The following is a 23,940-nucleotide window of genomic DNA, read 5'->3' on the forward strand; positions in this document are numbered from 1 at the left end:
CATCAAGTAGCTACTCACACAAACATTGTTGATGAATTTTAATCACCACTTTTTTAATCATCATTGGGGTCGTAATAACGCACCCTGGTTTATGTGGTTGCTGTGGAAAAATGGCTAAAAACATACCCGGCTTTAATAATAAAGAACTGGTATTTGGCATGGTTTCAACTAACGCAAAATCATTGTCATTATCATAATCAGTTGCAGGAATGCAGTCAGTTAAATTGAGTGACACATCTATACGTTCTTCACCACTGATTAAGTATTGAAAATCAATATATTGTTGATGAACCTCTCCTTGTTTAGCTGCCGCAGCTTGAGTTTCAAAACTCATCACATTAGCAAAAATACGATCACCATCTATCTCATAGCGGCCATTCTCTAACTGTGCTAGATCTTGTGTATTTATAAAATTTATCGCTTGTTGAAAAGCCGCAGGCAATGCATGTAACGGCTGTTTAATTTCACCAAAAATCATTTTCTTATCCTTTTATAAATAAAAAGCGGAAAAGCATCCGCTTCTCCGCTTTGTTTTAAGTTTATTATTCAGTCACTATATTCAGTTCTTCAGCTGACTTACTTTTAAATAATGGGGCCGTGATAAAGCCCACGATGACCACCATTAAAGTACCAATCACACCATAGAAGAAGAAGTTCAGGTCAGTAAAGCCACGTACAATTAACACAGCAACAACCGCAGCAATCACACCACATAATGCACTCCCCGCATTAGCGCGGCGAACAAAGATGCCCAACATAAACAGACCAGTCATAGGACCGCCCATTAAACCGATTAAGCTATTAAATGCATCCCATAACTGACTTTCGTTACTCTTGATTAAATAAACAGAAGCAGCAACACCTAAAATACCAGCAACAACAGTCACCACTCGCGCAGTATTAAAGCTTTGCTGCATATTCTTTTCTTCACCAAAACGGTTATAGATATCCATAGTGAAACAAGCAGAAATACTATTTAGACTACTTGAAATACTTGATTGAGAAGCTGCAAAAATAGCCGCAATAATTAACCCTGCAATACCCGCTGGCATTTGAGAAATTACGTAGAACGGTAAAATACCACCCGTATTAAAATTCTCAGGTATCAATTGTGGGTTTTGACTGTAAAAAGCATATAACGCAGAACCAATAGCAAAGAAGAAAATAGGCACACAAGCAACTAACTTAGCATTAGTAATCAAAGTCTTTTTCGTTTCTTCAATAGAGTCAGTCACAATATAACGTTGTACTACATCTTGGCTCGCCGTAAATTGCTGCAAGTTAGCAAACAGGAAACCAATCATTAATACAGGTAAGGTACTGTCAGTCCAACTCCACTCAAAACTTGAGCTTGGGAAGTATTTATCTTGTTCCGCACTTAAACGGAAGACTTCATTAACGCCACCATCTACTTGAAAACAAATTGTCACAAAGATCAATACAGCTGCCACTGACAACATAATACCTTGAATAACATCCGTCCAAATAACCCCTTCAATACCACCAAGGAAGGTATAAACAATACATAACACACCGATTAAAAATACAATCGTCAGAGGATCAATATGTACGAATGGCATTAATGCAAGAGCGGTTAAATAGGTAATAATCGCAATACGTCCGATATGGAATAACATGAATGACATACTGGCAAACAAGCGCATCTTAATATCAAAACGACGCTCTAAATATTCATATACAGAAGTTAAATTAAGTTTTCTAAAAAAGGGAATATAGAAATAAAACACTAACGGCAGAATAAGAATTGCGAGGTATTGTCCAACAAGAAAAGTCCAATCAGAAGTATAAGCTTTTGCCGGAATAGACATAAAAGTAATTGAACTTAATGTGGTTGCAAATACACTGATTCCCGCCGCCCAACCTGGTATTCGGCCTCCAGCTTTAAAATAATCATCTGCTGATTTCTGACGGCGAGCAAAATAAACACCAACCAACATGACACCAATTAAATACGCGAACAATACGATGTAATTGATCGTACCAAATGCTTGAATTTCCATATAAGCCTCACCATTTAGGGGTTGAGAGAAGATAATTAATTTCTATATATGATTTTCTTGTCGTGCAAACCAATGAGCTGCACCTAACAAACCTGCATCACCACCTGCCTGAGCGGGAATGATATGAGGTCGATAAAGTTCTGGTTTTTCATTTAGATATTGTTGAATATATTCACAATAATGAGGTGCAAGACCCACACTGCCGCCAATAACCACCGCATCGAGATCTAAGCTAATTGTTAGGTTGGCAATTAATTCTGCTACTGCAGCGGCTGAAGAATGAATAATACTTATTGCATCTTCATTACCGTCAAGTGCCAGTTGATAGACCTGTTGTCCATTACATGGACGCTTAAATAAGGCACTACCAAGCTCACCAATCGCGGTACCTGAAGCCACTTTTTCAATACATCCTTGTCGACCACAGCCACACACAGGGCCATTAGCATCAACAACCGTATGTCCAATATGACCACTAATACCCCGAGCACCCGTTTGTAATTGTTGATTCAACACTAATCCACCACCGATACCGGTAGAAATAGTAATAAACAACATGTTGTGAGTATTGTTATTAGGCGTTAGCGAAATAAATTCATACCATGCCGCGGCTTGGGCATCATTCATTGCATATGTCGGTAATTTTGTAATACGCTGAATATCATCAACTAATTCAAATCGATTTAAACCGCCTAAATTAGCGGGATTTAATGCTGTCAAAATACCGTTATTAATAATTCCCGTAGAAGCAATAGCAACAAAATCAGCATCCGCGATAAACGGGGTTAATAAAGAGACTAAGGCTGCTGAAAACACCGCGGGCTGTTGTGACTGAGGCGTAGCTATTTGATGACGATCTATAATCTGGTTAGTTGCACAATCCACTAGTGCCGCAGCTATTTTTGTGCCACCAATATCAACCGCTAAACACACACTCATGCAATATCCTTAACACGTAATTGATCTGCGGTTGCAGCAGTATTTACCGCTTGTTTAAACCATTCGCAGATATGTTCAATACGCGTAATTGCAGAGCCAACAGTGACGCAGTTCGCTCCCGCAGTCATTGCTTTAGCTGCTAATACTGGTGAGTTATAACGCCCTTCAGCCATAACAAAATAACCACGTTGATGTAAAGCCATCACTAATTCTAAATCAGGTTCAGCAGGCACCTCACCTTCGGTATAACCTGATAATGTTGAACCAATAATGTCGGCACCTAATTGATGGCATATATCCCCATCAGCCAACGTTGCACAATCAGCCATTGCTAAACATCCATGTTGATGAATAGCATTAATTAAATTTTCAACTGTTTCTGGACGTTGGCGTTGCGTACCATCAATCGCAATAATGTCAGCACCAGCTGCAGCAAGATCAGCAACATCTTGTACAAAAGGTGTAATTCTTACTGCTGAGTTATTCAGATCTCGTTTAATAATACCAATAATAGGTACAGCCACATGTGGACGTGTTGCTTGTAAATTTGCAATACCTTCAATACGTAAACCCGCAGCACCCCCTAAAACCGATGATTGCGCCATTGCCGATACAATCTGAGGCTGATCCATAGGGCTATCATCAACAGGCTGGCAAGAAGAGATAAAACCATTATTTATATGTGCAAGAAGTGTTTGTGAACGCTTAACCATGATCGTTAGCTCCAAAAATATCAACGTTATGAAGTTTGACTCCATAATGTCGATATCATTGGAGTGACGCAATAATGAACTTTTTAAATAGAGATATATTGCACACTCTTTGCCTAAAATAACCTCAAAATCACGATGTAAATCACAGTTAAAAATAATCAATTCGTTGTGATTAATGTTTAATGAATAACCAGTAAGGCTGCTTTACCCCCATAAAAAAAGGCCACATTTGAATGTGGCCTTAATAGTATTTCTGGTAAAGTTTTAATCTAGCGCTTGGGTTGTTTTATACTTCTGCTGCCGTGTATGTTGAGGATTGTCACGAACCAGCAATGTATAAAGCATATCTAATACAAACAGTTGCGTTATTTTAGTACCAATAGAATCCCCTTGCAGTTGCCCCTGACGATTACCATTAATTAATACATAATCAGACAATTCAGCCAACGGAGATAATGGATTATGCGTCAGCGCCACAGTAATTGCGCCACACTCTTTGGCCAATGCTAACGCTTTAATGGTTTCTTTTGACGTTCCGGAATGACTAATACCAATCGCAACATCATCACTGTTTAATAATGCAGCTTTCATATACATAAAATGATTATTGGTTAACGCATCGACATCAAATCCAATCCGCATAAGTTTATTTTTCGCATCTTCTGCAGTAATGCCAGAGGACCCCACGCCAAAAAAATAAATCCGTTTTTGTTGCTGTAAAGCACGAGCCACCGCTTCTAATTCAGAAAAATCTAATAAATTTAATGTTTCACCTAAGACATTATTGATCGTCTGTTGTAACTTTCGACCGATATGTTCAGCATCATCATCTGCGGTTAATTCGGTATCAAGCATGTGCTTCTCAGTATCATGAGGTGTTGCAACCTCAATCGCTAACTTCATCTTAAGATCTTGAAAACCTTTAAAATGGAGTGCCCGACAAAAACGAATAATACTGGCTTCGCCAACGTTAGCTTGCTGAGCGAGTTCTGCAATTGAAAGTTCAGTCACAGGTTGAGGTTGTGCTAAAACATAATCAGCGATTCGACGTGCCGATGGTGTCAAGCTATCACGTAGACTACCTAACGTATCTAAAATTTTACCCACTTGAATTGCATCTGTTACTGCATTCATACGTTATCCTTGCCATTCTTCAGCTTAGGTGGCGATCTTTATCGTATTATCATTATGAAGTTTTACTCCAAAATCAAATCCAATCATCATTTCGATCCAAAATAACGACAAAAAGATATTTTATAAATTTAAAAAATCAATTAATAGCAATAGATCACAGTTTCTATTAAAAGCCCTAAAAGTCGTTTCTTTTTTATTGCCAACCTAAATATCACTTCGTATGATAAAGCAACTCCATAATATTTTTATTTTAGAAGTAAAACTTCACAACAAGGATCTGAGACATGGAAAAGCTAACAGGTTTAATTGCAGCCCCTCATACGCCATTTCTAGCTAACGGTGAAATTGACTATGTCGCCATTGATGCTATTGCTAAGCATCTTATTGATACCAATATTGTGGGTGCTTATGTATTAGGTACGACGGGCGAAGGTATTCATTGCTCTGTGGCAGAGCGTAAAGCAGTTGCAGAACGGTGGGTACAGGCAAGTGCAGGTCAACTAAAACTGATCATTCATACTGGCGCGTTAAGTATTGCCGATACACTAGAGTTAACTCGTCATGCCGATCAATTAGACATCTATGCAACTTCAGCTATCGGCCCATGTTTCTTTAAACCCAATAACGTTACCGATTTAGTTAATTACTGTAAAGCTGTAGCAGAGGCTGCTCCATCGAAAGGATTCTACTACTATCATTCAGAAATGAGTGGCGTAACGGTTGATATGGAACAATTCTTAATTGCTGCTGATAAAGTGATTCCAAATCTATATGGGGTTAAATTTAACAGCACCAATTTATATGAATACCAACGTTGTTTACGTGTTTGTGATAGTAAGTTTGATGTACCGTGGGGTGTTGATGAGCATTTCCCTGGCGCATTAGCGGTGGGAGCAATTAGTGCTGTTGGCAGTACTTACAATTATGCAGCGCCTCTTTATCACGACATGATTAATGCTTTTGCTCAAGGTGATCATCAGACGGTGATCAATAAAATGGACAATGTGATTGCACTTATTCGTGTCTTAGTTGAATACGGCGGTGTTGCTGCGGGTAAAACAGCAATGATGCTACATGATATTGATGCAGGTAACCCACGCCTTCCATTACGCACATTAACAACCGAACAAAAACAAGATGTTATATGTAAAATGCGTGATGCCATTTTAGTGGCTTAGTTATTTTTGCTCATATAAAGAAGCCAGCAAATAATTGCTGGCTTTTCATCATTTACAGTGTGAATTAAGGCCAATATTACAGTTCAGTATCAATTGGGGTTGAGCGATGGGTATATTCAATATAAAACAAAGTGACAGCAATAAAGGAGGTTAATGCCAATGCTGGAAATAATGAATATTGGGGAATTGTTTGCATTATAAACCCGCCATTCATTGCACCTGAAATCAAAGAACCCCATAAACACAGGTATTGCATCAACCGTTTACGATCACCTTGCCCAACAATTGCCAGTGCCAATAGACGACCAATATTAACTAAATATCCAGTCGCATACGTAAGAGGAATTGATTTTTCTATCGTTAATCGTAATGCGATATTTTGCATCCCCATGCCATAACACAGAATAAAATTAATCGCTAAAAAAGGCAGATAAGACTCCATGATAATGGCAAATATCAGCACAACCGAAACGGAAGCCATCACCACACCTCGGTAGAATCGACGCCCAGATAAGGCAATTAATTCGCCAGACATGGAGCCGATAATAAAAATACCCAAGATTGCAATATAAATGGCTGCTTGAGGGCAATCATGATAACTCAGCATCATTCCCATATGAGTCGAATTACCACTCATAAAAGAAGCAAACACGCCATCCTTTAGATGTAAAAAACCAACCGCATCAACAGTGCCAGCAATAAACAATAACAAATATGGCATTAATGATAAAAAGAACCGCCTTTCATTTAACATTTACTCTATATATCCGACTATATTTCCATATTATGACTATCAGTAAACCCTTAGCACTCTATTAATCAAAGAGGCTATTTACCCTTGCTGATCGCTATTGTAACCAAATATTTCAGCATAGCTAGCAACTTCAGTTTAGTGATACAAATCACATAATAAAAATAAAAAGCTAACCCAATATTATTGGACTTTGATACCAATGATCAGTAAAAAAGACAGGAGAATACTATTTTTTTCTTTAAAACAAGGGATTAAAAAACTTAATCGTTCGCATTATATTAATGCAATATTTTGACGTTATTTTATTTAATAAAGAAAAAAATAAGACAACAACAAGCAGAAAAAAGAGGTTAAGAGAGTAGCGACCAAGAGATCATCAATAAAAATAATAAAAGGTGCAATAACATTATGCTGATTTACTGTTATTACACCCTTTGATTTAACTAATTATGCATTTAACATATCAAGCGCAATAGCTTCGGCAACTTTAATACCGTCGATGCCTGCAGATAAAATACCACCCGCATAACCTGCACCTTCACCACCAGGATATAAACCTTTAGTATTAATGCTTTGGAAATCTTTTCCACGTTTAATTTGTACAGGAGAAGATGTACGCGTTTCAACACCGGTTAACATGCTATCAGCATGTGAGAAACCTTTGATCTTTTTATTGAACGCAGGCAATGCTTCACGAATCGCTTCGATAGCATAATCAGGCAAACTGCTGCTTAGATCAGTGAACTTAACATTTGGCTTGTAAGACGGTTCAACATCACCCATTTGGCTAACTGTTTTACCCGCTAAGAAATCACCCACACATTGTGCTGGCGCATCATAGCTACTGCCACCAAGAACATAAGCATTACGCTCTAGCTTACGCTGCAAAGCAATACCTTGCATTGGATCATTAGCAAAGTCTTCAGGTGAAATACCGACAACAATCGCACTGTTAGCATTACGCTCACTACGTGAGTATTGGCTCATACCGTTGGTTACTACTGACTCAAGCTCAGAGGTTGCTGCAACCACAACGCCACCAGGACACATACAGAAACTATAAACTGAACGGCCATTTTTACAGTGGTGAACCAATTTATAATCCGCAGCACCTAATAAAGGATGACCTGCATTTTTACCGAAACGTGCAGCATCAATAGTTTCTTGTTTATGCTCAATACGGAAACCAACTGAAAATGATTGCGCTTCAAGGTGGACACCTTTGTCATGTAACATCTTGAAGGTATCACGCGCACTGTGGCCAATCGCTAATGCAACGTGCTTAGATGGAATTACTTCACCAGTTGATAAAGTAACGCCAGTAACTTGATTATCTTCAATATTTATTTCTTCAACGCGAGTTTCAAAACGAATCTCACCGCCAAGTTCAATAATTTTACGACGCATCTTCTCAACCATTGTTACCAATTTGTAGGTACCAATATGTGGCTTACTTAGATAAATAATTTCAGCCGGTGCGCCCGCTGCAACAAATTCTTGCTTTACTTTAAGACCCAGAAAACGAGGATCTTTGACTTGACTGTATAATTTACCGTCAGAGAATGTACCTGCGCCACCTTCACCAAACTGTACATTTGATTCAGTGTTGAGTTCACGCGTACGCCAAAAACGGAAAGTATCTTTTGCACGTTCGTGTACTGATTTTCCGCGCTCTAGAATAATAGGCTTAAATCCCATCTGCGCCAAAATAAGTCCAGTAAATAAGCCACATGGCCCCATACCAATAACAATTGGGCGCTCGGTGATATTTTCAGGCGCTTGAGTCACATATTTATAGCTTGTATCTGGTGATGCTTTCACTTGGTGATCGTTAGCAAACGTCGTTAGTAATTGCTCTTCATCAACGTCTTTTAAAGTGATATCTACAGTGTAAATCAGATAAATATCATTTTTTTTACGGGCATCATAACCACGTTTAAAGACATGAATATCAACTAGTTGGTCTTTATTTATCGATAACTTGTTGATGACAAAATCATGTAAAGCTACTTCACTATGATCTAACGGTAATTTAACTTCATTAATACGTATCATTAAGTCCACTAACTCGATTGGGAATGCAATAAAAATATCTCGGAGAGAATAAACCTAGCCGCAGATGATGGTAGATTTATACCTTAGCCAAGTATTATCTCACAGACTTTAGTGTTTATCCCAATATTTGCATTATATTCTCCTCGAAAACATCGCGATAAAAAAACAAAAAGATACCTAGAATCAAAAAAGGCTTATGCCATATGATATAAATATCGGCATAAACCTTATTTTTTAATAACCTATAATAAATTAATAGCTATTATTTCACTAACTGACAATGACCAAATGTTTGCGGGTTGTGAAAGTTAGGTTTAGGTGTTTTGGGATCGATCCATGTCATCCAGCCCATATCCAACTTGCCATCGGCTTGTTGAGTGAACTCTGCCCGCATTAAAGCACACAATAATTGCGTTTGTTGTTTATCCTGCCATAGCGCTAAATCAGTCAATGTTTGCAATGGTAATTTACCTTCCACAACATAACCGCTATCGGTTAAACTTGCTTTGATTTCTAGACCTTTCCATGTCCAATGACTGTCTAACGATGCACGTTTTTTATTGGTCATATCATAGCTTGCTTCTGCACTAAACACGCGCGCTTTAGGATCAATTTCCATGGTGTAATAACGGGATAAGTTAGCATCTTTCGCTAAGAAAATTTCAACCCGATCAGAATCTAAAATTGCTCGCTCAGGATCAGTCCCAATAGCGACATTTGCATCTGTAACTGTGTATTGAAAATAGAGTGAATCTGCATTCCACACCGCCTTAAATTCCGTTGCAGGTGCTGGTGTATCACGCCAAGGAAAGGTAAAATCAGTTAACGCTTGGGCTGATTTCCATTCATTATCATGAGCGATACCATCAATAACAGGGGCAACCTTGGTATAATTAATGTTATATACCGCAGCAACAGGTTCAACTGTTGGAGTCACTGTTTCAGCAACCACATGGTAGCTTGTCATACTCGCAGTCACAGCAGCAGCTATGATGACTAACTTATTCATTACAATATCCTTATTTATCGTTTTTCAACTAATCCGCAATGAAGCATAAAAAAGCCGACCTGACGAGCAAATCGGCTTGACGTTACCTAGCTTTCACCAACTTACATTGACGTTATTTTTTTATTTATGACACTAAATCAGCAACAGCGGTGGCAGCTAATAAAAACGCCCCAGCACCGTAGTCAATATTATGTTCAAAGGCGACATCACGTGGGTTAAACGCAGGTAATTGTACCCAACCCATCATGCCGTTATCGTGAATACAGGTTTGTAAAGCCGTCCATGAAGTCTCAACCACTGGCATGTAGATATCAGCGTCAAGGTGACCTTGCTTAATACCCCATGCTAAGCCGTAACAGAACAGCGCTGTAGCACTGCTTTCTGGGGCAGGGAAATTTTCAGGATCGAGTAAACTTGTACGCCAAAAACCATCCGCTTGTTGATATTTAATCACTTCAGCAGCCAGTGAGGTAAATAGCGCCAAATACTTTTCACGCTGTGGGTAATCGTCAGGCATACGGGCTAATAAGCGTGGCACTGCGGCTAATACCCAGCCAATGCCACGGCTCCAGAATACTTTATTACCGTTAGCTTCACGTAATTCACCACTATTACCATCAGGAATATAACGATAATCACGGTAGAATAGCCCTGTTTCAGGATCGAGTAGATGCTCAACTGAATCCCAAAATGCAGTATTCATGTAATCAAGATACTTAGGATCACCTGTGCGTTGGGTTAATGCAGCAAATGCGGGCGGTGCCATAAATAATGAATCACACCACCACCAATCTTTACGACCCGCTTGTGGGCTCTCAACCATAAGATCTAACGCTTTAATGGTTGGCTCTAACGCTTCAATTTGATCAATTAATGGATAAACATCAAGGTAGGCTTGGCAGCAAATATGATCATCAGCAAAACGATCATTAGGCCCAGGACGAAAACCGGTATGGAGAGTATAATTCATTACCCCATCAAGGTATTCATTATCATCCGTTGCTAGCCACGCTGCGGAGACACATGACCAAAATACGCCACGTTCCCAATCCGTATCTTTAATAAAACGGGTTTTACCGCTGCGACGAATCACACTGCGAGTCTGGTGTTGTGCTTGGTAACGATAAACACGCTTCATTGCCGTTAAAATCGTTTCTTTTGAACCTAATGCTGCCATGAACTGCTCTCCTTAGCGTGCTAACCAACCACCATCTACCGCGATGGTGTAACCATTAATGTAATCACTCGCACTTGATGCTAAAAAGACTGCAGGTCCTTCAAGATCAGACGGTAATCCCCAACGATTAGCAGGAATACGCTCTAAAATTGCCGCGTTGCGATCTGCATCGGCACGAAGTGCTTCGGTGTTATCTGTTGCCATATAACCAGGAGCAATTGCATTAACATTAATATTGTATTCAGCAAGTTCAGTGGCTAATGCTCGGGTTAGACCCATAACTGCAGATTTACTTGCGGTGTATGACGGTACGCGAATACCCCCTTGGAAAGATAACATTGAAGCGATATTGATGATCTTGCCGCCATTGCCTTGCTCAACAAAACGTTTAGCAACCGCTTGGGATAAGAAGAACAGGGTCTTTTGGTTAATGTTAATCACATCATCCCAATCACTTTCAGAAAATTGAAGCAGATCTTGACGACGAATAATACCAGCATTGTTAATAAGAATATCAACATGACCCATCACTTCTACCGCTTCTGCAACAATGCTTTCAAGCTTATCTTGCTGCATAAGGTTGGCGGTGATGTAATGGAATTTACGTCCTAATGCTTCAATTTGTGCTTGAGTTTCAGGCGCTGCTTGATGACCAATACCCACAATATCAGCCCCTGCTTTTGCAAGTCCTAATGCCATACCTTGACCAAGACCTGTATTACAACCAGTCACAATCGCAACTTTACCGCTTAAATCAAACATATTCATCGAGTTCTATCCTTGTAAAGTAGCGCCAACGCTAGCCAGCACTACTTGCTAAATAAATTAACGCGTTACGGTGAAAAACTAAGGCTTATTTAAGATCGCTCATCGCGACATGATCCATATCGTGGAAGGTTTGGTTCTCACCTACCATGCCCCAAATAAAGGTATAAGACGCCGTACCCACACCAGAGTGAATTGACCAACTTGGACTGATCACTGCTTGCTCATTACGCACCACAATATGACGCGTTTCTTGAGGCTCACCCATGTAATGGAACACGATATTGTCTTGGCTCATATCGAAGTACAAATACACTTCCATACGACGCTCATGGGTATGACATGGCATGGTATTCCACAAGCTGCCAGCAGCCAGCTCAGTCATGCCCATTAATAGTTGGCAGGTTGGTAACACAGAAGGGTGTAAATACTTATAAATCGTGCGAACATTACAGTTTTCTTGGCTACCAATTTGCTCTGGAGATGCATCTTCACGGGTAATTTTACGGGTTGGATAGCTGTGATGAGCAGGCGCACAATTTAAATAGAAACGTGCAGGTTTATCGGCAACGACACTTTCAAAACGAATATCTTGTGCGCCCATGCCAACATAAATAGCTTCGCGTGAGCCAATTTCAAAAGTCTCACCATCAACAATCACTAATCCTGGCGCACCGATATTAATCACACCTAATTCACGACGTTGTAAAAAGTAATCAACACCAATCTCTTTACCACCTTCAAACACAATAGCCGCAGTCGTCGGCACGGCCGCACCCACAATAATGCGATCGATATGGCTATAAGTAAGATTAATTTCACCGGCTTGAAACATATTTTCAATTAAGAATTGCTCACGAATACCCGCAGTATCTAATTGCTTGGCATGCTGACTATGAATCGGTTGACGAATTTCCATGAAAAACCTCTTAAATCATTACATTATTCAGTATCCATACCATCAAAATACGGCATAAATACTGACGAATTATTGCTATTGATGCGATGCTGGGTAATACCACTCACCGTCAATTAACGTTGCTTGAATTTCAAATTGCGTATTAAGTACGGCAAAGCTGGCGTTGTAGCCTGTTGCTATCGCACCTAATTGATGATCAATGCCTAAATATTTTGCAGGCACAGCGGTTGCCATCTGAATCGCTTCCCACTCCGGAACATTGGCTAACATAACCATATTGCGAATGGCTTGATCTAAACTACACGTGCTTCCTGCCAAAGAGCCATCATCAGTACGCGCTTCACCATTGGTCACGTTAACCATCTGCGCGCCAAGTTGGTACTTGCCATCATCAAGGCCACCAGCACGCATACAGTCAGTAATTAATGCCATGCCTTGATAGCCTTTGATACGATAAGCAAGTTGCATCATCACCGGGTGAACATGAATACCATCAGCAATCAGTTCAACTAACATATCGTGATAAAGCACCGCCCCTGCACAACCGGGTTCTCGATGATGTAAGCCACTCATACCGTTAAATAAATGCACACCACAATCCGCTCCATGTTGGTGCGCTTGGGTTACTTGTTCAAAATTGGCATTGGTATGTGCTATCGAAGTTTTAATGCCGTTATCGGTTAACCATTGAATCGCTTCATTAGCGCCGTCATACTCTGGTGCTAACGCAACGCGTAATAATGAATCTGCAGCCACTTCTTTTAATTCTGCTAACGCCACAATGGTTGGCGCGGTTAAGTATTGAGTTGGGTGTGAACCACGGTGAGTTGCAGTAAAATAAGGTCCTTCAAGAAAGCTACCTAATAACGTGGCACCTTGTTGTGGCTGCTCACAGTAATTACGCACCACCTGTAAAGCCGAAACAATATTCTGCCACGGTGCGGTAACGGTTGTTCCAACCCATGCCACTACGCCTGTAGCAGGTAATGCTTGAGCTATGGTTTGTAAAGCTTGTGGTGTTGCATCCATAACATCAGCGCCTGCACGGCCATGAATATGAATATCGATAAAACCAGGGACTAATGTTTGATCTTCTAATTCAATCACTTCACAATCAAAAGGTCGGCTATCAGTAACGCATTCAACCTTACCGCTATTCACTACAACATAGTGGTTATAACGGATCCCTGTGGGGGTGAATATACGCTGTGGATGAAGTGCAAAACGCATAATTACAGTCCGTCTTCACATTCAAGTTCAGCTGATTGCGTCATCATATTATTAAGCTCACGACGCATGTCTTTCATGCATGACATACCAATATCAAGTAAGGTATCAACAAGATCGGTTAGATCAGCATCATCACGCTCAAAGGCAGCATTGGCGATCATCGGTAAATTCGCACCACCAATAAGTTCAACATTAGGGGTGTCCATCACAATAGCTAGGGCGCGATTGGCAGGAGAACCACCAGGAATATCAGTTAAAAACAACACTCCATCACCGCTATCCACATCCGCAGCCGCTTGGCGTAAAGCCTGTTCTAGCTCATCGGTAGACATGGTTTCAACAAAATCTACATATGTCATTTGTTCTTGCTCACCCGCGATAGCACGAACAGCCGACTCCATACCTGATGCAAAGTTAATATGCCCTGAAACAACGATACCAATCATGATTCTTTCCTTGAATATAAGGGGGGAACGATGCCCCCCTTGAGACTATTGATAATGACAAATATCAATACAAAACAATTTATTAACTACAAAATACCGATTAGATGGCCTATTACACCTGCCGCTAGTGTGCTGAAAATCAACACTGGAGGCTTAGCCCAGAATCCTGTACCTTTCACCATTTTAAGCATGAAGAACACCAGCATCAGTGGCAGAATATTCGGCATCACTTTGTCAAATAATGCGGTCTGTAAATCCACCACCTTCCCTCCCAGTTCGAGGCTGAGGGTGGTCTGCACCTTGATAAAGGTCGCGGAAAGCGCACCAATAACAAAGATACCCATAATATTGGCGGCTTTTGCCAATTTCTCGGTTGAATCGCTCATGTTAACCATCGCGGCAGTACCCGCTTTGTAACCCATGAACATCAAGCCAAAGTAAACCGCAAAGTGAACAATTTGGTATAAGAAGAAGAACACAAATGGACCAGCAATAGACCCTTCCATTGCAATTGACGCACCTAATGCAAGCGTTAATGGCATCAATGTCATGTGGTCGATAGCATCACCAATACCACCTGTTGGTCCCATTCCCGCCACTTTCATTACGTTAACGGTTGATGGTTTTTCTTTGTTCTCTTCCATCGCAATTGCTGTACCTAATAAGAAGGTAAACAGCTTAGGTGACGCATTGAAAAACTGCAGATGGTTCTTTAATGCTTTCGCCAAATCCGCTTTATTATCACCATGGATTTTCTTCAGTGCAGGAATAATTGAGTAAGCAAAACCACCCGCTTGCATACGTTCAAAGTTGAAGTTGCCTTCCATGAATAAACCACGGATTGCACACATCCACAGGTCTTTCTTGGTGATCACTTTTTGTGGCGTGGTATCTTCATATGCATCGATATCATCAACCAAATTGATATGTTCTTGCGTGTTTTTATCGCGAAGTGTTCCCGCTGTGATATCAGATGCCATCTTCAAATTCCTCTGCTTGGTTGTTAGAGCCGCCGTTGTTTGAACCGCTAAAGAAGTAGTACAGTGCTGCAATTGAAGCACCGATTATTGCAACCGCCATAATGGGTAGTTTTAAGTAAGTTGTCATAACGAAGCCAATAAAGAACACCCCTGCCACTTCTTTTGACCACATGATTTTCAACAACATCGCAAAACCAATCGCAGGAACCATCTTGGCACCAATACCTAAGCCTTCTAATAATGCTTTTGGTGCATTTTCATCAATCCAAGTTGCTGCATGTTCACCAAAGTAAACTGTGATAAAAGCGACGAAGGCATACAACAATGCACGTAATGAGATCGTTGTAATCAGAAGCTTATCAATACCAGCAGAATCACCACGCTCTGCAAAGCTATCAGCTTTACCCATTGTGAATGATGTCATTGCAAAGAAACCGATAACCAACATCTGCATCATTACTGCAATCGGCATACCTACGCCCATTGCCACTTCTGCTGATTGACCCGTCATCACTGCAAACGCAACCGCAGCAATCGTACCCATTGTTACATCGGGTGGCTGAGCACCCGCATTAGGCACTAGACCTAACCAAGCAAGTTCTAACGTCGCACCTGCAATCAAACCAATTTGCATGTCACCCATAATCAAGCCCACAACTGGACCTGTAATAAGCGGACGGTGAATATTCAATGCAACATCGTATTTATCGATACCGCAGAAAAATGCCCACACCGCTACTAACGCAGCTTCTAAAAACATGATTTATTCCTTTTTACACGTTTGGCGTTTGACTATCGCGATTTAAGCAGCGCTGGTAGCCAGTTCAAGTACATTGATTGGTTTCTGATCAGGCGTATTTTGAATGGTACAAGTTACCCCTTTTGCAACCATGCGTTCAAAAGCATTAATATCTTTATCATCAACGGAAACTGTCTTATGAATCTGACGCTTACCTTCGTGGTAGTGCATATTACCGACATTACAATGGGCAATGGGCACACCACCTTCAACTAACCGAGCAACGTCAGTTGGGTTATTACATAAAATAAAAATCTTTTGTTGAGGAGAAGCCTTACCGATGACATCAATTGTTTTTTGGATTGAGAAGAAACGCACTGCGTATTCCCCCCCTGCTGACGCTTTCATACCTGCTTGCATAAAAGCCGCGTTAGGACCATCTGCTGCATCGTCATTAGCCACTAAAATAAGATTAGCGCCTGAATGTTTACCCCAAGTAATACGAATTTGACCATGTAACAAACGTTCATCAATTCGTGTCCATACAATATTTGGCGTTGTCATGACTGTTCTACCTTTCGTAATTATTTAAATTAATTAGATAAATCGTGAATAGTAACTCCTTGTACTACACGGTTTACTTCACCAGTAGGACATGGGTTATCAGGTGTATTTCCTAACGCTAGCGCACGATGAAAAGCATACATTTGCGCATATAGCATATAAGGGAAAAGTAATTCGATGTCCGTTGCGGCTTCCATGCTAGAAACGCGAATAACATCAGCACGTGTTTCAATCTCATCCGCTTGTGCTGTAATCGCTACCACTTGCGCTGCAATATTATCGCGGCAAATTTCAGCTAACAGATCAAGGTCATATTTACGGGTATATGAATCGTTACTAATGAACACCACAATCATCGTGTTCTGATTAACAATCGATTTTGGTCCGTGGCGGAACCCTAATGGCGAATCGTATGTAGCAACAACTTTGCCAGCGGTTAACTCAAGAAGTTTCAATGCCGACTCTTGAGCTAAACCTTGTAAACCACCACTGCCTAAATAAATAACCCGCTCTAGTTTCTGATCAGCAGTATCCTTTATTTGGCTATTCAAATCTTTGATCAAACCCACAGAACACTTACAAATGCTTTCGATTTCTTTCGTGTAATCGTTGCCATACATTAAAATCGAAAAAGCAGCCAGCATCATTGATGAAAAACTTGATGTCATGGCAAAAGATTGATCATTGGTCTCGGCTGGCATCAGAAGTGCAAGTGATTGCTTATCATTGTCGCAACACTTGTATAACTTTCCATCAGCATTACAGGTCAGTACTAAATGAAAACATTCGGTTAATGTTTGATTGGCAAGTTCAACCGCAGCCACACTTTCAGGGCTATTGCCAGAGCGGGCAAACGACACCAATAACGTAGGAATATTTTCGGCAAAACACTGCTTAGGATTAGAAACAATATCAGTGGTTGACATCGCTTCAACACGACGTTGTAAACGCTGAGTCAACCCTAACGCTAATGAACGTCCGGCAAAGGCAGACGTACCCGCTCCCGTTAAAACGATGCGCAGATTTGGGTAACTATAGACATGGTCCATAAAGTGCTTAATTTGTGGTTCACACTCACGCGTAATTGCAGCTGTTTGCGCCCAACAAGCGGGTTGTTGATTGATTTCTTTCGCTGTCCAATAACCAGATAAACGTTCTAATTCAGCGACTGAATAACCTAAATATTGTTCCATGTGTTTAAACCTCTGCGATTAATTTTTCAGTACATGCTTGAGAGTAAGCACGTAAAACTTGACGAATAGTGTCTAATACCAACGCTTTAAGATCTGATGAGATTAAGCCTTCACGCAGATGTTGAAATTGCTGTGGCATATATTGACTAAGAAGGGGTAACGGAATATCAACTCGAGATAAATTTCTAAATAAGGTTGCTTGGGCTTGATTAATCACACTATCAGGCCAGTAATAACGCATGCGATCACTAAAGCTAAAGCAACGTGAGAAGCGTTGCTCTGATTCGTTACCATGATAGTATTTTTGCCAATGCTGTGGCGCTTCACACATTTGTGCTTCAATGCATTCTCTTAAATTTGAGCAATGCGCCTTAGGAATAATTTCAGCTTCTATTTCACATAAATTAAATAACGCTTCACGCATAGCAAAAGTTAAAGCTGGGCCCACTTTTAAAATCGCAAAGTGGTCTTGTACTAATTGACGATAAGCGGCATGAGTTTGATAGTCTGTCGAGTGCGCTTCAAATACCATATGGGGAAAATTATCAACCACGCCACTTAATTGATTCGCTTTCTCTGGGCAATAATCAATAACACCAGTATGATCAAATTCAACCCCAGGTTGCACCACTAAACCAACCACACGCGCCCAACAATCGGCAATACCAGCCTCAGTAAATGCACGTTGATGAGTTTCGATTGTTTTCATTGCGGCTTGCGGAGAGGTAACTTCAACAGTATTTAATGTTTCAGCTGCGCCACCAGGTACAGGAACTTCAGTACCAATGACATACACTAAATCACTATAGCCAAAAGATGCTATCGCTGTTTTTTCAGCTATAGCCCCCAAACGAGCGGCACGTTCAGCAACGATATCATCAGAAAGAGGCATCGGATCATCAGCACAAGACATGCTGCAATCAAGGTGGATTTTCTTAAAACCAGCAGCAACATAAGCAGCAATTAAATCATCGGCATTCACCATCGCATCAGTTGCAGTAAGGTGTTGCCAGCGATTAGGGCCTAAATGATCGCCACCTAAGATAAGATTTTCGGTAGGAAAATTGAATTGTTCAGCCATAGCTAATACAAAGTGACGAAAATCAATGGGTGTCATTCCGGTGTAACCACCAAATTGATCAACTTGATTTGACGTCGCTTCGATTAATAAAACTGAATTGTCGTCCAACGCTTGAGAAAATGCCGCTTCAATAACCAGCGGGTGTGCAGAGCAAACAGCATAAATACCATTGTTGCCGCCTGCTTTATGACGTTGAACGAGAGTTTGTAGCGTGTTCATTCATTAACTCCACAATCATCATCTGTGATGTGATCATGGAGTTAAGTCAGTCAGTGCTCTTTTTCGACAATAATAACTTCTACTTTCATTTCACGAAGACCAGCTAAATAATCTTCAGGAATATCTGCATCTGTTACTAAGATATCAATATTTCCAAATTCACGAATCATGTGACAGCTACGTTTACCAAATTTGGTTGAATCAGCTACCGCAATCACTTGTTCAGAAATTTCACACATTAAACGATTGAGGCTTGCCTCTTGTTCACTGTGCGTAGTGATACCAGCTCGCAAGTCAAAGCCATCGACCCCTAGAAAAACTTTATCAAAACGAAAGTTCTTAAGGCCGGCTTCTGCTAGTGAGCCCGAAAAAGATAACGCTTCTTTACGAAGTACGCCACCTGACATTAACACTTCAACACCGGGTGCTGAAGCCAACTCCATAGCCACATCCAGACCATTAGTCATGACAACAACATTTTCCATGCTTTTTAAGCTGGCTGCGATTTCACGCGTTGTTGTCCCTGAATCTAAAATCACAGTGTCACCATGATGAATAAGCTTGGCAGCAGCTTGGCCAAGGAGAGATTTAACTCCCGCATTATGCCGACGCTTTTCATGAATAGTTAATTCAGCAATCACACCTGAGTTAGGAATTGCTGCACCATGAGAGCGTACAACATAACCATTCTTTTCCAAGAAGCTCAGATCACTGCGAATAGTGACACTGGATACATTAAATTTTTCAGCGAGATCCTCGACACGGGCTTTTCCTTCTAGATTCACCACGTTGACGATTTCCATTCGCCTTTCAATTGCACTTTTCACTTTTGTCTCCTTGTGAAATCAACCAAAATTACTTTCACTTGATTTCGAAATAAGCTTACACCTAAAAAATAAAGCCACAATGCACTAAGACAAAACTTTTGATCTCTTTCACATTCTTTCGTTATCTTTCATTGGAACTTATGCATACTTGCGTAAGTGTTTCTATCATATAGAACGAAAGTCAATAAACCAACCATTCATCCTTTCAATTTATAAAATAGAGCTGAAACTCCATAATATTTACTGCAATAAAACAAGTAATTACATTATTTTACTTTCACTTGCTTTTTATGTGATCGATTACACAGTCACTAAGCTTTCGTTAGCTTACGATACGAAGCAAATCAAAAATACATAATCCAATCGTTTATATTTACTATTAATAAGGATTCGTTGATGTCTATCTCACGTAGAGGATTACTGAAAGGTATGGCAGCCAGTGGCGCTGTTGCTGCAACCTTATCAGCCGGCTATACCCAAGCTGCAACTGCACCAACGTTAAGCTCGAAGAAGTCATTAAAAAAGCCCAATTTAGTCATTATTTTTCCTGATGAGTTTCGAGCTCAAGCATTAGGTTTTATGCAGCAAGATCCATCAATGACCCCCAACATTGATAAATTTGCGCGTCAAAGTGCAGTATTACGTCAAGCAGTCTCTAATTTTCCACTCTGTACGCCATTTCGTGGCATGTTAATGACAGGACAATACCCTTATCGCAATGGTATTCAAGGTAATAGCCACACCGGTGTTGAAGGCCAATTTGGCGGTAAAGATTTTGGTATCGAACTGAAGAAAAATACCCTTACATGGTCTGATGTGCTTAAAAGACAAGGCTATAGCATGGGTTATATTGGTAAATGGCACTTAGATGCGCCACAAGCTCCGTTTATCCCTAGCTACAATAACCCTGCTGAAGGACGTTATTGGAATGATTGGACAGCTCCAGATCGTCGCCATGGTTTTGATTTCTGGTATGCCTATGGCACCTATGATAAACACATGACACCAATGTATTGGACCAATGATACGACCCGCGATAAACCTCTACGAATCAACCAGTGGAGCCCTGAACACGAAGCTGATATCGCAATTAAATATCTACGTAATGAAAATGGTCAATACCGTGAACAAGATCAACCGTTTACGCTTGTGGTTTCGATGAATCCACCACACTCGCCTTATGATCAAGTTCCACAAAAATATTTAGATCGCTTTAATGGAAAAACATCTCAGCAATTAAATACTCGTCCAAATGTTAAATGGGATAGCGCTTACCAAGAAGGTTATGGCCCACAGTTTTTCAAAGAATATATGGCAATGGTCAATGGGGTTGATGAGCAATTCGGACGCATTATTGACGAGTTAGATCGCCTCAATCTTACCGAAGATACCTTAGTGGTGTTCTTCTCTGATCACGGCTGTTGTATGGGCTCAAATGGTCAACCGACTAAAAATGTTCATTATGACGAAGCAATGCGCATTCCAATGATCTTCCGTTGGCCTGGCAAGCTTAATCCACAACAAAATGATCTGTTATTTTCAGCTCCAGATATTTACCCAACCATGCTTGGTTTAATGGGCATGGAAGATCTGATTCCAGATACCGTAGAAGGGACTAACTTCGCCAATACATTACGGGGCGTTGAAGGTGATAGTAAGCCAAGCTCTCAATTTTATACTTTCATGCCTTATGGCGGTCAATCATACGGACGCCGTGGTATTCGCTCGCAACGTTATACCTTAATGATTGATAGAAAAATTGGTAAGCCATTAACCTATGTGCTGCATGACAATCAAATAGATCCATACCAAATGGAGAATATTGCGGCCACCAATCCAATGCTTATCGACAAATTAATTACTGAAGAATTAATGCCATGGCTTGAGCACACTGGCGATCCATGGCGACCAACAACGGTACCAGCACACACTGCGAATGCTTATTTATAACCGTAGTCATAACAACGCGTAATACCACTTTTTATTATTTTTTACGCTTTCTCTATTGAACAGAGAAAGCGCAACAAAACTCATACTAATTAAGGACAATCTATGAATACCATCACTAAAGTAATCCTTGCGACTACCCTTTTTTCCGCAACCAGTTTTAGTTATGCCAATGATTACAAAACAACGATTGAGTATCGTCATGAGTACCGTGATGGTACCAACCGTCATGGCGATCGTATTAAAGCATTTTTAGATACGGGTAAGAATATTGGTTTTGAATTAGACGCGCGTTATAACAATGACCAGCAAAATACCATGTTTGACGGCATGACAATGAATGGCTCTGAGTTTTCAGCGTTTTACTACAAAAAACTCAGTGATAATATCGTTGGTATTGGTGGTCTTTCACTTGATTTCACACCTGATGGTCTGGTCTATGTTCCTTACGCACGTTTAAACTACCGCTTTGATAACGGTATTCGTGTTCAGGGTCGTTATAAGTGGAAATTGTGGGACTACAGCATGAATAATGCGGCGGGTGAGTCTTACGTATCAAAAATTCAAGAAGTTGATCTATGGTTAGGCTACAACACCAATAATTGGGATTTCCAATATGAATTTCAAATTTGGAAAGAAATGGAAAGCGCAGCTCAACCACAATTTGATAATAAAGACACCAACTACCTACATAATTTCCGTTTAATGTACACCTACAAAACAGTAGAAGGCACAATGTGGCGTCCATTCGTAGAAGTGGGTAATGTTAGCCAAAGTCGAGTAACAGACAATCGTCAAACTCGTTACCGTATGGGTATTAAATACACATGGTAATAATCTAAACTAATAACAAACAAAAAATGCCAGTGACTTATCATCACTGGCATTTTTATTTTATAGGGTTTAGGTTTTTAACTGCTATAAATTAATGAGTTGATTTTCCACGGATCTTATTCACGATAGTGACAACAATCACCACGATAGTACCCGCAATCACACCCACAACGCCATTCAATAACGGTGTCATAATACTATGAGAACCAGGAAAAACAGCCAATTGTGCTACATGTTCTACCACTGTGTGTATTTGTGGAATGCTATGAACCACAATCCCCCCTCCCACTAAAAACATCGCAATAGTACCAACAATCGCTAATGTTTTCATAAGGTAAGGTGCAACATTCACTAATAGCGAACCAAAGCTACGCTGTAAGCCTGCGCCTTTGCTGTGATTAACCAGATACAGTCCTGCGTCATCCAGCTTTACAATGCCAGCAACTACACCATAAACACCCGCAGTCATTACAAACGCAATTAAACTCACCACTATAGCTTGGGTTAAAAACGGGTGATTTTGTACAGTTCCAAGTGCAATCACAATAATTTCAGCCGACAAAACAAAATCAGTTCTTATTGCACCTTTTATTTTGTCTTGTTCATAAGCGACCAAATCAATCTCTTCGGTTACTACTTGTTCTTGCGCTTGTTGTGTTTCTTCATCACCATGAGAAAATAATTTCTCTGCAATTTTTTCTACGCCTTCAAAACATAGAAATAAACCGCCAAGTAATAACATTGGCATAATTAACCATGGTGCAATAACGCTAATTAATAATGCCGCAGGGACTAATATTAATTTATTTTTAAATGAGCCTTTAGCAACGCCCCAAACCACAGGTAACTCTCGCTCAGCGCGGACACCAGATACTTGTTGGGCATTGAGCGCCAAATCATCACCTAATACGCCAGCGGTTTTACGTGCAGCCACTTTAGTCATTAATGCAACGTCATCAAGAACGGTTGCGATATCATCAAGTAATGTTAATAAACTTGCGCCAGCCACTGCATACTCCTTTCTCAGAATCCACTCGATTCTATTATTAATAATTTTATAGGTATAAATATAACAAACATGTTAAATGCATTATTTATAACTAATGCTTACAATTATATACTATTTATTTCTGTTACTTTTTAATAAAAACGGCTTGTCATTACATCAATAATTTACATCGACAAATTGTTAATAAATTAACCATAACCGTTATTT

At 40.3% G+C, this 23,940-nt stretch carries 23 protein-coding genes; 3 read left to right on the forward strand and 20 right to left on the reverse strand.

What is annotated here, in order from left to right; translation table 11 throughout:
* Nucleotides 1-10: 10 nt before the first annotated feature.
* The 5 genes from nanQ to C9I86_RS13515 form a co-directional block, all read right to left on the reverse strand.
* Entirely contained in the window at nucleotides 11-478 is a 468-nt protein-coding gene (gene nanQ / locus C9I86_RS13495) for an N-acetylneuraminate anomerase (protein WP_107276647.1), read from the reverse strand.
* 64 nt (nucleotides 479-542) lie between these two features.
* Nucleotides 543-2,021, reverse strand: a complete 1,479-nt coding sequence (locus C9I86_RS13500; RefSeq protein ID WP_107276648.1) for a sodium:solute symporter — start codon at nucleotides 2,019-2,021, stop codon at nucleotides 543-545.
* 42 nt (nucleotides 2,022-2,063) lie between these two features.
* Entirely contained in the window at nucleotides 2,064-2,960 is an 897-nt protein-coding gene (locus C9I86_RS13505) for an N-acetylmannosamine kinase (RefSeq protein WP_107276649.1), read from the reverse strand.
* On the reverse strand, nucleotides 2,957-3,673 hold the full coding sequence (locus tag C9I86_RS13510) for an N-acetylmannosamine-6-phosphate 2-epimerase (protein ID WP_107276650.1): 717 nt from the start codon (nucleotides 3,671-3,673) through the stop codon (nucleotides 2,957-2,959). Before C9I86_RS13510 ends, C9I86_RS13505 begins: the two co-directional genes overlap by 4 nt.
* A gap of 264 nt (nucleotides 3,674-3,937) precedes the next feature.
* Nucleotides 3,938-4,807: a MurR/RpiR family transcriptional regulator gene (locus C9I86_RS13515; RefSeq protein WP_080156393.1), complete on the reverse strand. Its 870-nt coding sequence runs from the start codon at nucleotides 4,805-4,807 to the stop codon at nucleotides 3,938-3,940.
* A gap of 284 nt (nucleotides 4,808-5,091) precedes the next feature.
* Here C9I86_RS13515 and C9I86_RS13520 point away from each other — a divergent pair, with 284 nt between their 5' ends.
* Nucleotides 5,092-5,985 carry a dihydrodipicolinate synthase family protein gene (locus tag C9I86_RS13520; RefSeq protein WP_107276651.1) on the forward strand — a complete coding sequence of 298 codons (894 nt, stop codon included), beginning with the start codon at nucleotides 5,092-5,094 and terminating at the stop codon, nucleotides 5,983-5,985.
* A gap of 76 nt (nucleotides 5,986-6,061) precedes the next feature.
* On the opposite strand, the gene C9I86_RS13525 is transcribed toward C9I86_RS13520, so the two are convergent.
* The 14 genes from C9I86_RS13525 to agaR form a co-directional block, all read right to left on the reverse strand.
* Nucleotides 6,062-6,739 (reverse strand): YoaK family protein, encoded by a 678-nt coding sequence (locus tag C9I86_RS13525; RefSeq protein ID WP_080156395.1) that lies wholly within the window; start codon nucleotides 6,737-6,739, stop codon nucleotides 6,062-6,064.
* A 447-nt stretch (nucleotides 6,740-7,186) separates the two neighbouring features.
* The gene (locus C9I86_RS13530; protein WP_080156396.1) at nucleotides 7,187-8,794 is read right to left on the reverse strand and encodes an NAD(P)/FAD-dependent oxidoreductase; all 1,608 of its coding nucleotides are present in this window, start codon (nucleotides 8,792-8,794) and stop codon (nucleotides 7,187-7,189) included.
* A 262-nt stretch (nucleotides 8,795-9,056) separates the two neighbouring features.
* On the reverse strand, nucleotides 9,057-9,803 hold the full coding sequence (locus tag C9I86_RS13535; protein ID WP_107276652.1) for a carbohydrate-binding family 9-like protein: 747 nt from the start codon (nucleotides 9,801-9,803) through the stop codon (nucleotides 9,057-9,059).
* Between the two features lie 124 nt (nucleotides 9,804-9,927).
* Nucleotides 9,928-10,980 (reverse strand): glycoside hydrolase family 105 protein, encoded by a 1,053-nt coding sequence (locus C9I86_RS13540; protein WP_107276653.1) that lies wholly within the window; start codon nucleotides 10,978-10,980, stop codon nucleotides 9,928-9,930.
* Between the two features lie 12 nt (nucleotides 10,981-10,992).
* Complete coding sequence (gene kduD, locus C9I86_RS13545; RefSeq protein ID WP_080156399.1) at nucleotides 10,993-11,748, reverse strand: 2-dehydro-3-deoxy-D-gluconate 5-dehydrogenase KduD; 756 nt, start codon at nucleotides 11,746-11,748, stop codon at nucleotides 10,993-10,995.
* An 85-nt stretch (nucleotides 11,749-11,833) separates the two neighbouring features.
* Entirely contained in the window at nucleotides 11,834-12,664 is an 831-nt protein-coding gene (kduI, locus tag C9I86_RS13550; protein WP_107276654.1) for a 5-dehydro-4-deoxy-D-glucuronate isomerase, read from the reverse strand.
* Nucleotides 12,665-12,739: 75 nt separating this feature from the next.
* Nucleotides 12,740-13,894, reverse strand: coding sequence for an N-acetylglucosamine-6-phosphate deacetylase (nagA, locus tag C9I86_RS13555; protein WP_107276655.1), 1,155 nt, complete (start codon nucleotides 13,892-13,894; stop codon nucleotides 12,740-12,742).
* 2 nt (nucleotides 13,895-13,896) lie between these two features.
* Nucleotides 13,897-14,340: a PTS galactosamine/N-acetylgalactosamine transporter subunit IIA gene (gene agaF, locus C9I86_RS13560; protein ID WP_080156402.1), complete on the reverse strand. Its 444-nt coding sequence runs from the start codon at nucleotides 14,338-14,340 to the stop codon at nucleotides 13,897-13,899.
* 86 nt (nucleotides 14,341-14,426) lie between these two features.
* A complete protein-coding gene (locus C9I86_RS13565) occupies nucleotides 14,427-15,320 on the reverse strand; it encodes a PTS system mannose/fructose/sorbose family transporter subunit IID (RefSeq protein ID WP_107276656.1) in 894 nt (297 codons plus the stop codon).
* On the reverse strand, nucleotides 15,310-16,080 hold the full coding sequence (gene agaW / locus C9I86_RS13570; protein ID WP_080156404.1) for a PTS N-acetylgalactosamine transporter subunit IIC: 771 nt from the start codon (nucleotides 16,078-16,080) through the stop codon (nucleotides 15,310-15,312). Before agaW ends, C9I86_RS13565 begins: the two co-directional genes overlap by 11 nt.
* Before the next feature lie 42 nt (nucleotides 16,081-16,122).
* Nucleotides 16,123-16,623 carry a PTS N-acetylgalactosamine transporter subunit IIB gene (gene agaV, locus C9I86_RS13575; protein ID WP_080156405.1) on the reverse strand — a complete coding sequence of 167 codons (501 nt, stop codon included), beginning with the start codon at nucleotides 16,621-16,623 and terminating at the stop codon, nucleotides 16,123-16,125.
* 29 nt (nucleotides 16,624-16,652) lie between these two features.
* Nucleotides 16,653-17,816: an SIS domain-containing protein gene (locus C9I86_RS13580; RefSeq protein WP_107276657.1), complete on the reverse strand. Its 1,164-nt coding sequence runs from the start codon at nucleotides 17,814-17,816 to the stop codon at nucleotides 16,653-16,655.
* Between the two features lie 4 nt (nucleotides 17,817-17,820).
* Nucleotides 17,821-19,116, reverse strand: coding sequence for a tagatose-bisphosphate aldolase subunit KbaZ (gene kbaZ / locus C9I86_RS13585; RefSeq protein ID WP_107276658.1), 1,296 nt, complete (start codon nucleotides 19,114-19,116; stop codon nucleotides 17,821-17,823).
* 50 nt (nucleotides 19,117-19,166) lie between these two features.
* The gene (gene agaR, locus C9I86_RS13590) at nucleotides 19,167-19,943 is read right to left on the reverse strand and encodes a transcriptional repressor AgaR (RefSeq protein WP_080156408.1); all 777 of its coding nucleotides are present in this window, start codon (nucleotides 19,941-19,943) and stop codon (nucleotides 19,167-19,169) included.
* Nucleotides 19,944-20,339: 396 nt separating this feature from the next.
* Between agaR and C9I86_RS13595 the strand changes: the two genes are divergently transcribed.
* Both C9I86_RS13595 and C9I86_RS13600 read left to right on the forward strand, forming a co-directional pair.
* Nucleotides 20,340-21,893, forward strand: a complete 1,554-nt coding sequence (locus C9I86_RS13595; RefSeq protein ID WP_107276659.1) for a sulfatase — start codon at nucleotides 20,340-20,342, stop codon at nucleotides 21,891-21,893.
* 102 nt (nucleotides 21,894-21,995) lie between these two features.
* Entirely contained in the window at nucleotides 21,996-22,724 is a 729-nt protein-coding gene (locus C9I86_RS13600; protein ID WP_080156410.1) for an oligogalacturonate-specific porin KdgM family protein, read from the forward strand.
* Between the two features lie 91 nt (nucleotides 22,725-22,815).
* Here C9I86_RS13600 and C9I86_RS13605 read toward each other — a convergent pair whose 3' ends face one another.
* On the reverse strand, nucleotides 22,816-23,733 hold the full coding sequence (locus C9I86_RS13605; protein WP_107276660.1) for a DUF808 domain-containing protein: 918 nt from the start codon (nucleotides 23,731-23,733) through the stop codon (nucleotides 22,816-22,818).
* Between the last annotated feature and the right edge of the window lie 207 nt (nucleotides 23,734-23,940).

The sequence above is a fragment of the Photobacterium sp. NCIMB 13483 genome (assembly GCF_003025475.1).
GTDB lineage: Bacteria > Pseudomonadota > Gammaproteobacteria > Enterobacterales > Vibrionaceae > Photobacterium > Photobacterium piscicola.

Excerpts from the sequence above, each read along its gene's own strand:
- nanQ (WP_107276647.1), bottom strand. The coding sequence starts at position 478 with ATGATTTTTGGTGAAATTAAACAGCCGTTACATGCATTGCCTGCGGCT.
- C9I86_RS13500 (WP_107276648.1), bottom strand. The coding sequence starts at position 2,021 with ATGGAAATTCAAGCATTTGGTACGATCAATTACATCGTATTGTTCGCG.
- C9I86_RS13505 (WP_107276649.1), bottom strand. The coding sequence starts at position 2,960 with ATGAGTGTGTGTTTAGCGGTTGATATTGGTGGCACAAAAATAGCTGCG.
- C9I86_RS13510 (WP_107276650.1), bottom strand. The coding sequence starts at position 3,673 with ATGGTTAAGCGTTCACAAACACTTCTTGCACATATAAATAATGGTTTT.
- C9I86_RS13515 (WP_080156393.1), bottom strand. The coding sequence starts at position 4,807 with ATGAATGCAGTAACAGATGCAATTCAAGTGGGTAAAATTTTAGATACG.
- C9I86_RS13520 (WP_107276651.1), top strand. The coding sequence starts at position 5,092 with ATGGAAAAGCTAACAGGTTTAATTGCAGCCCCTCATACGCCATTTCTA.
- C9I86_RS13525 (WP_080156395.1), bottom strand. The coding sequence starts at position 6,739 with ATGTTAAATGAAAGGCGGTTCTTTTTATCATTAATGCCATATTTGTTA.
- C9I86_RS13530 (WP_080156396.1), bottom strand. The coding sequence starts at position 8,794 with ATGATACGTATTAATGAAGTTAAATTACCGTTAGATCATAGTGAAGTA.
- C9I86_RS13535 (WP_107276652.1), bottom strand. The coding sequence starts at position 9,803 with ATGAATAAGTTAGTCATCATAGCTGCTGCTGTGACTGCGAGTATGACA.
- C9I86_RS13540 (WP_107276653.1), bottom strand. The coding sequence starts at position 10,980 with ATGGCAGCATTAGGTTCAAAAGAAACGATTTTAACGGCAATGAAGCGT.
- kduD (WP_080156399.1), bottom strand. The coding sequence starts at position 11,748 with ATGAATATGTTTGATTTAAGCGGTAAAGTTGCGATTGTGACTGGTTGT.
- kduI (WP_107276654.1), bottom strand. The coding sequence starts at position 12,664 with ATGGAAATTCGTCAACCGATTCATAGTCAGCATGCCAAGCAATTAGAT.
- nagA (WP_107276655.1), bottom strand. The coding sequence starts at position 13,894 with ATGCGTTTTGCACTTCATCCACAGCGTATATTCACCCCCACAGGGATC.
- agaF (WP_080156402.1), bottom strand. The coding sequence starts at position 14,340 with ATGATTGGTATCGTTGTTTCAGGGCATATTAACTTTGCATCAGGTATG.
- C9I86_RS13565 (WP_107276656.1), bottom strand. The coding sequence starts at position 15,320 with ATGGCATCTGATATCACAGCGGGAACACTTCGCGATAAAAACACGCAA.
- agaW (WP_080156404.1), bottom strand. The coding sequence starts at position 16,080 with ATGTTTTTAGAAGCTGCGTTAGTAGCGGTGTGGGCATTTTTCTGCGGT.
- agaV (WP_080156405.1), bottom strand. The coding sequence starts at position 16,623 with ATGACAACGCCAAATATTGTATGGACACGAATTGATGAACGTTTGTTA.
- C9I86_RS13580 (WP_107276657.1), bottom strand. The coding sequence starts at position 17,816 with ATGGAACAATATTTAGGTTATTCAGTCGCTGAATTAGAACGTTTATCT.
- kbaZ (WP_107276658.1), bottom strand. The coding sequence starts at position 19,116 with ATGAACACGCTACAAACTCTCGTTCAACGTCATAAAGCAGGCGGCAAC.
- C9I86_RS13595 (WP_107276659.1), top strand. The coding sequence starts at position 20,340 with ATGTCTATCTCACGTAGAGGATTACTGAAAGGTATGGCAGCCAGTGGC.
- C9I86_RS13600 (WP_080156410.1), top strand. The coding sequence starts at position 21,996 with ATGAATACCATCACTAAAGTAATCCTTGCGACTACCCTTTTTTCCGCA.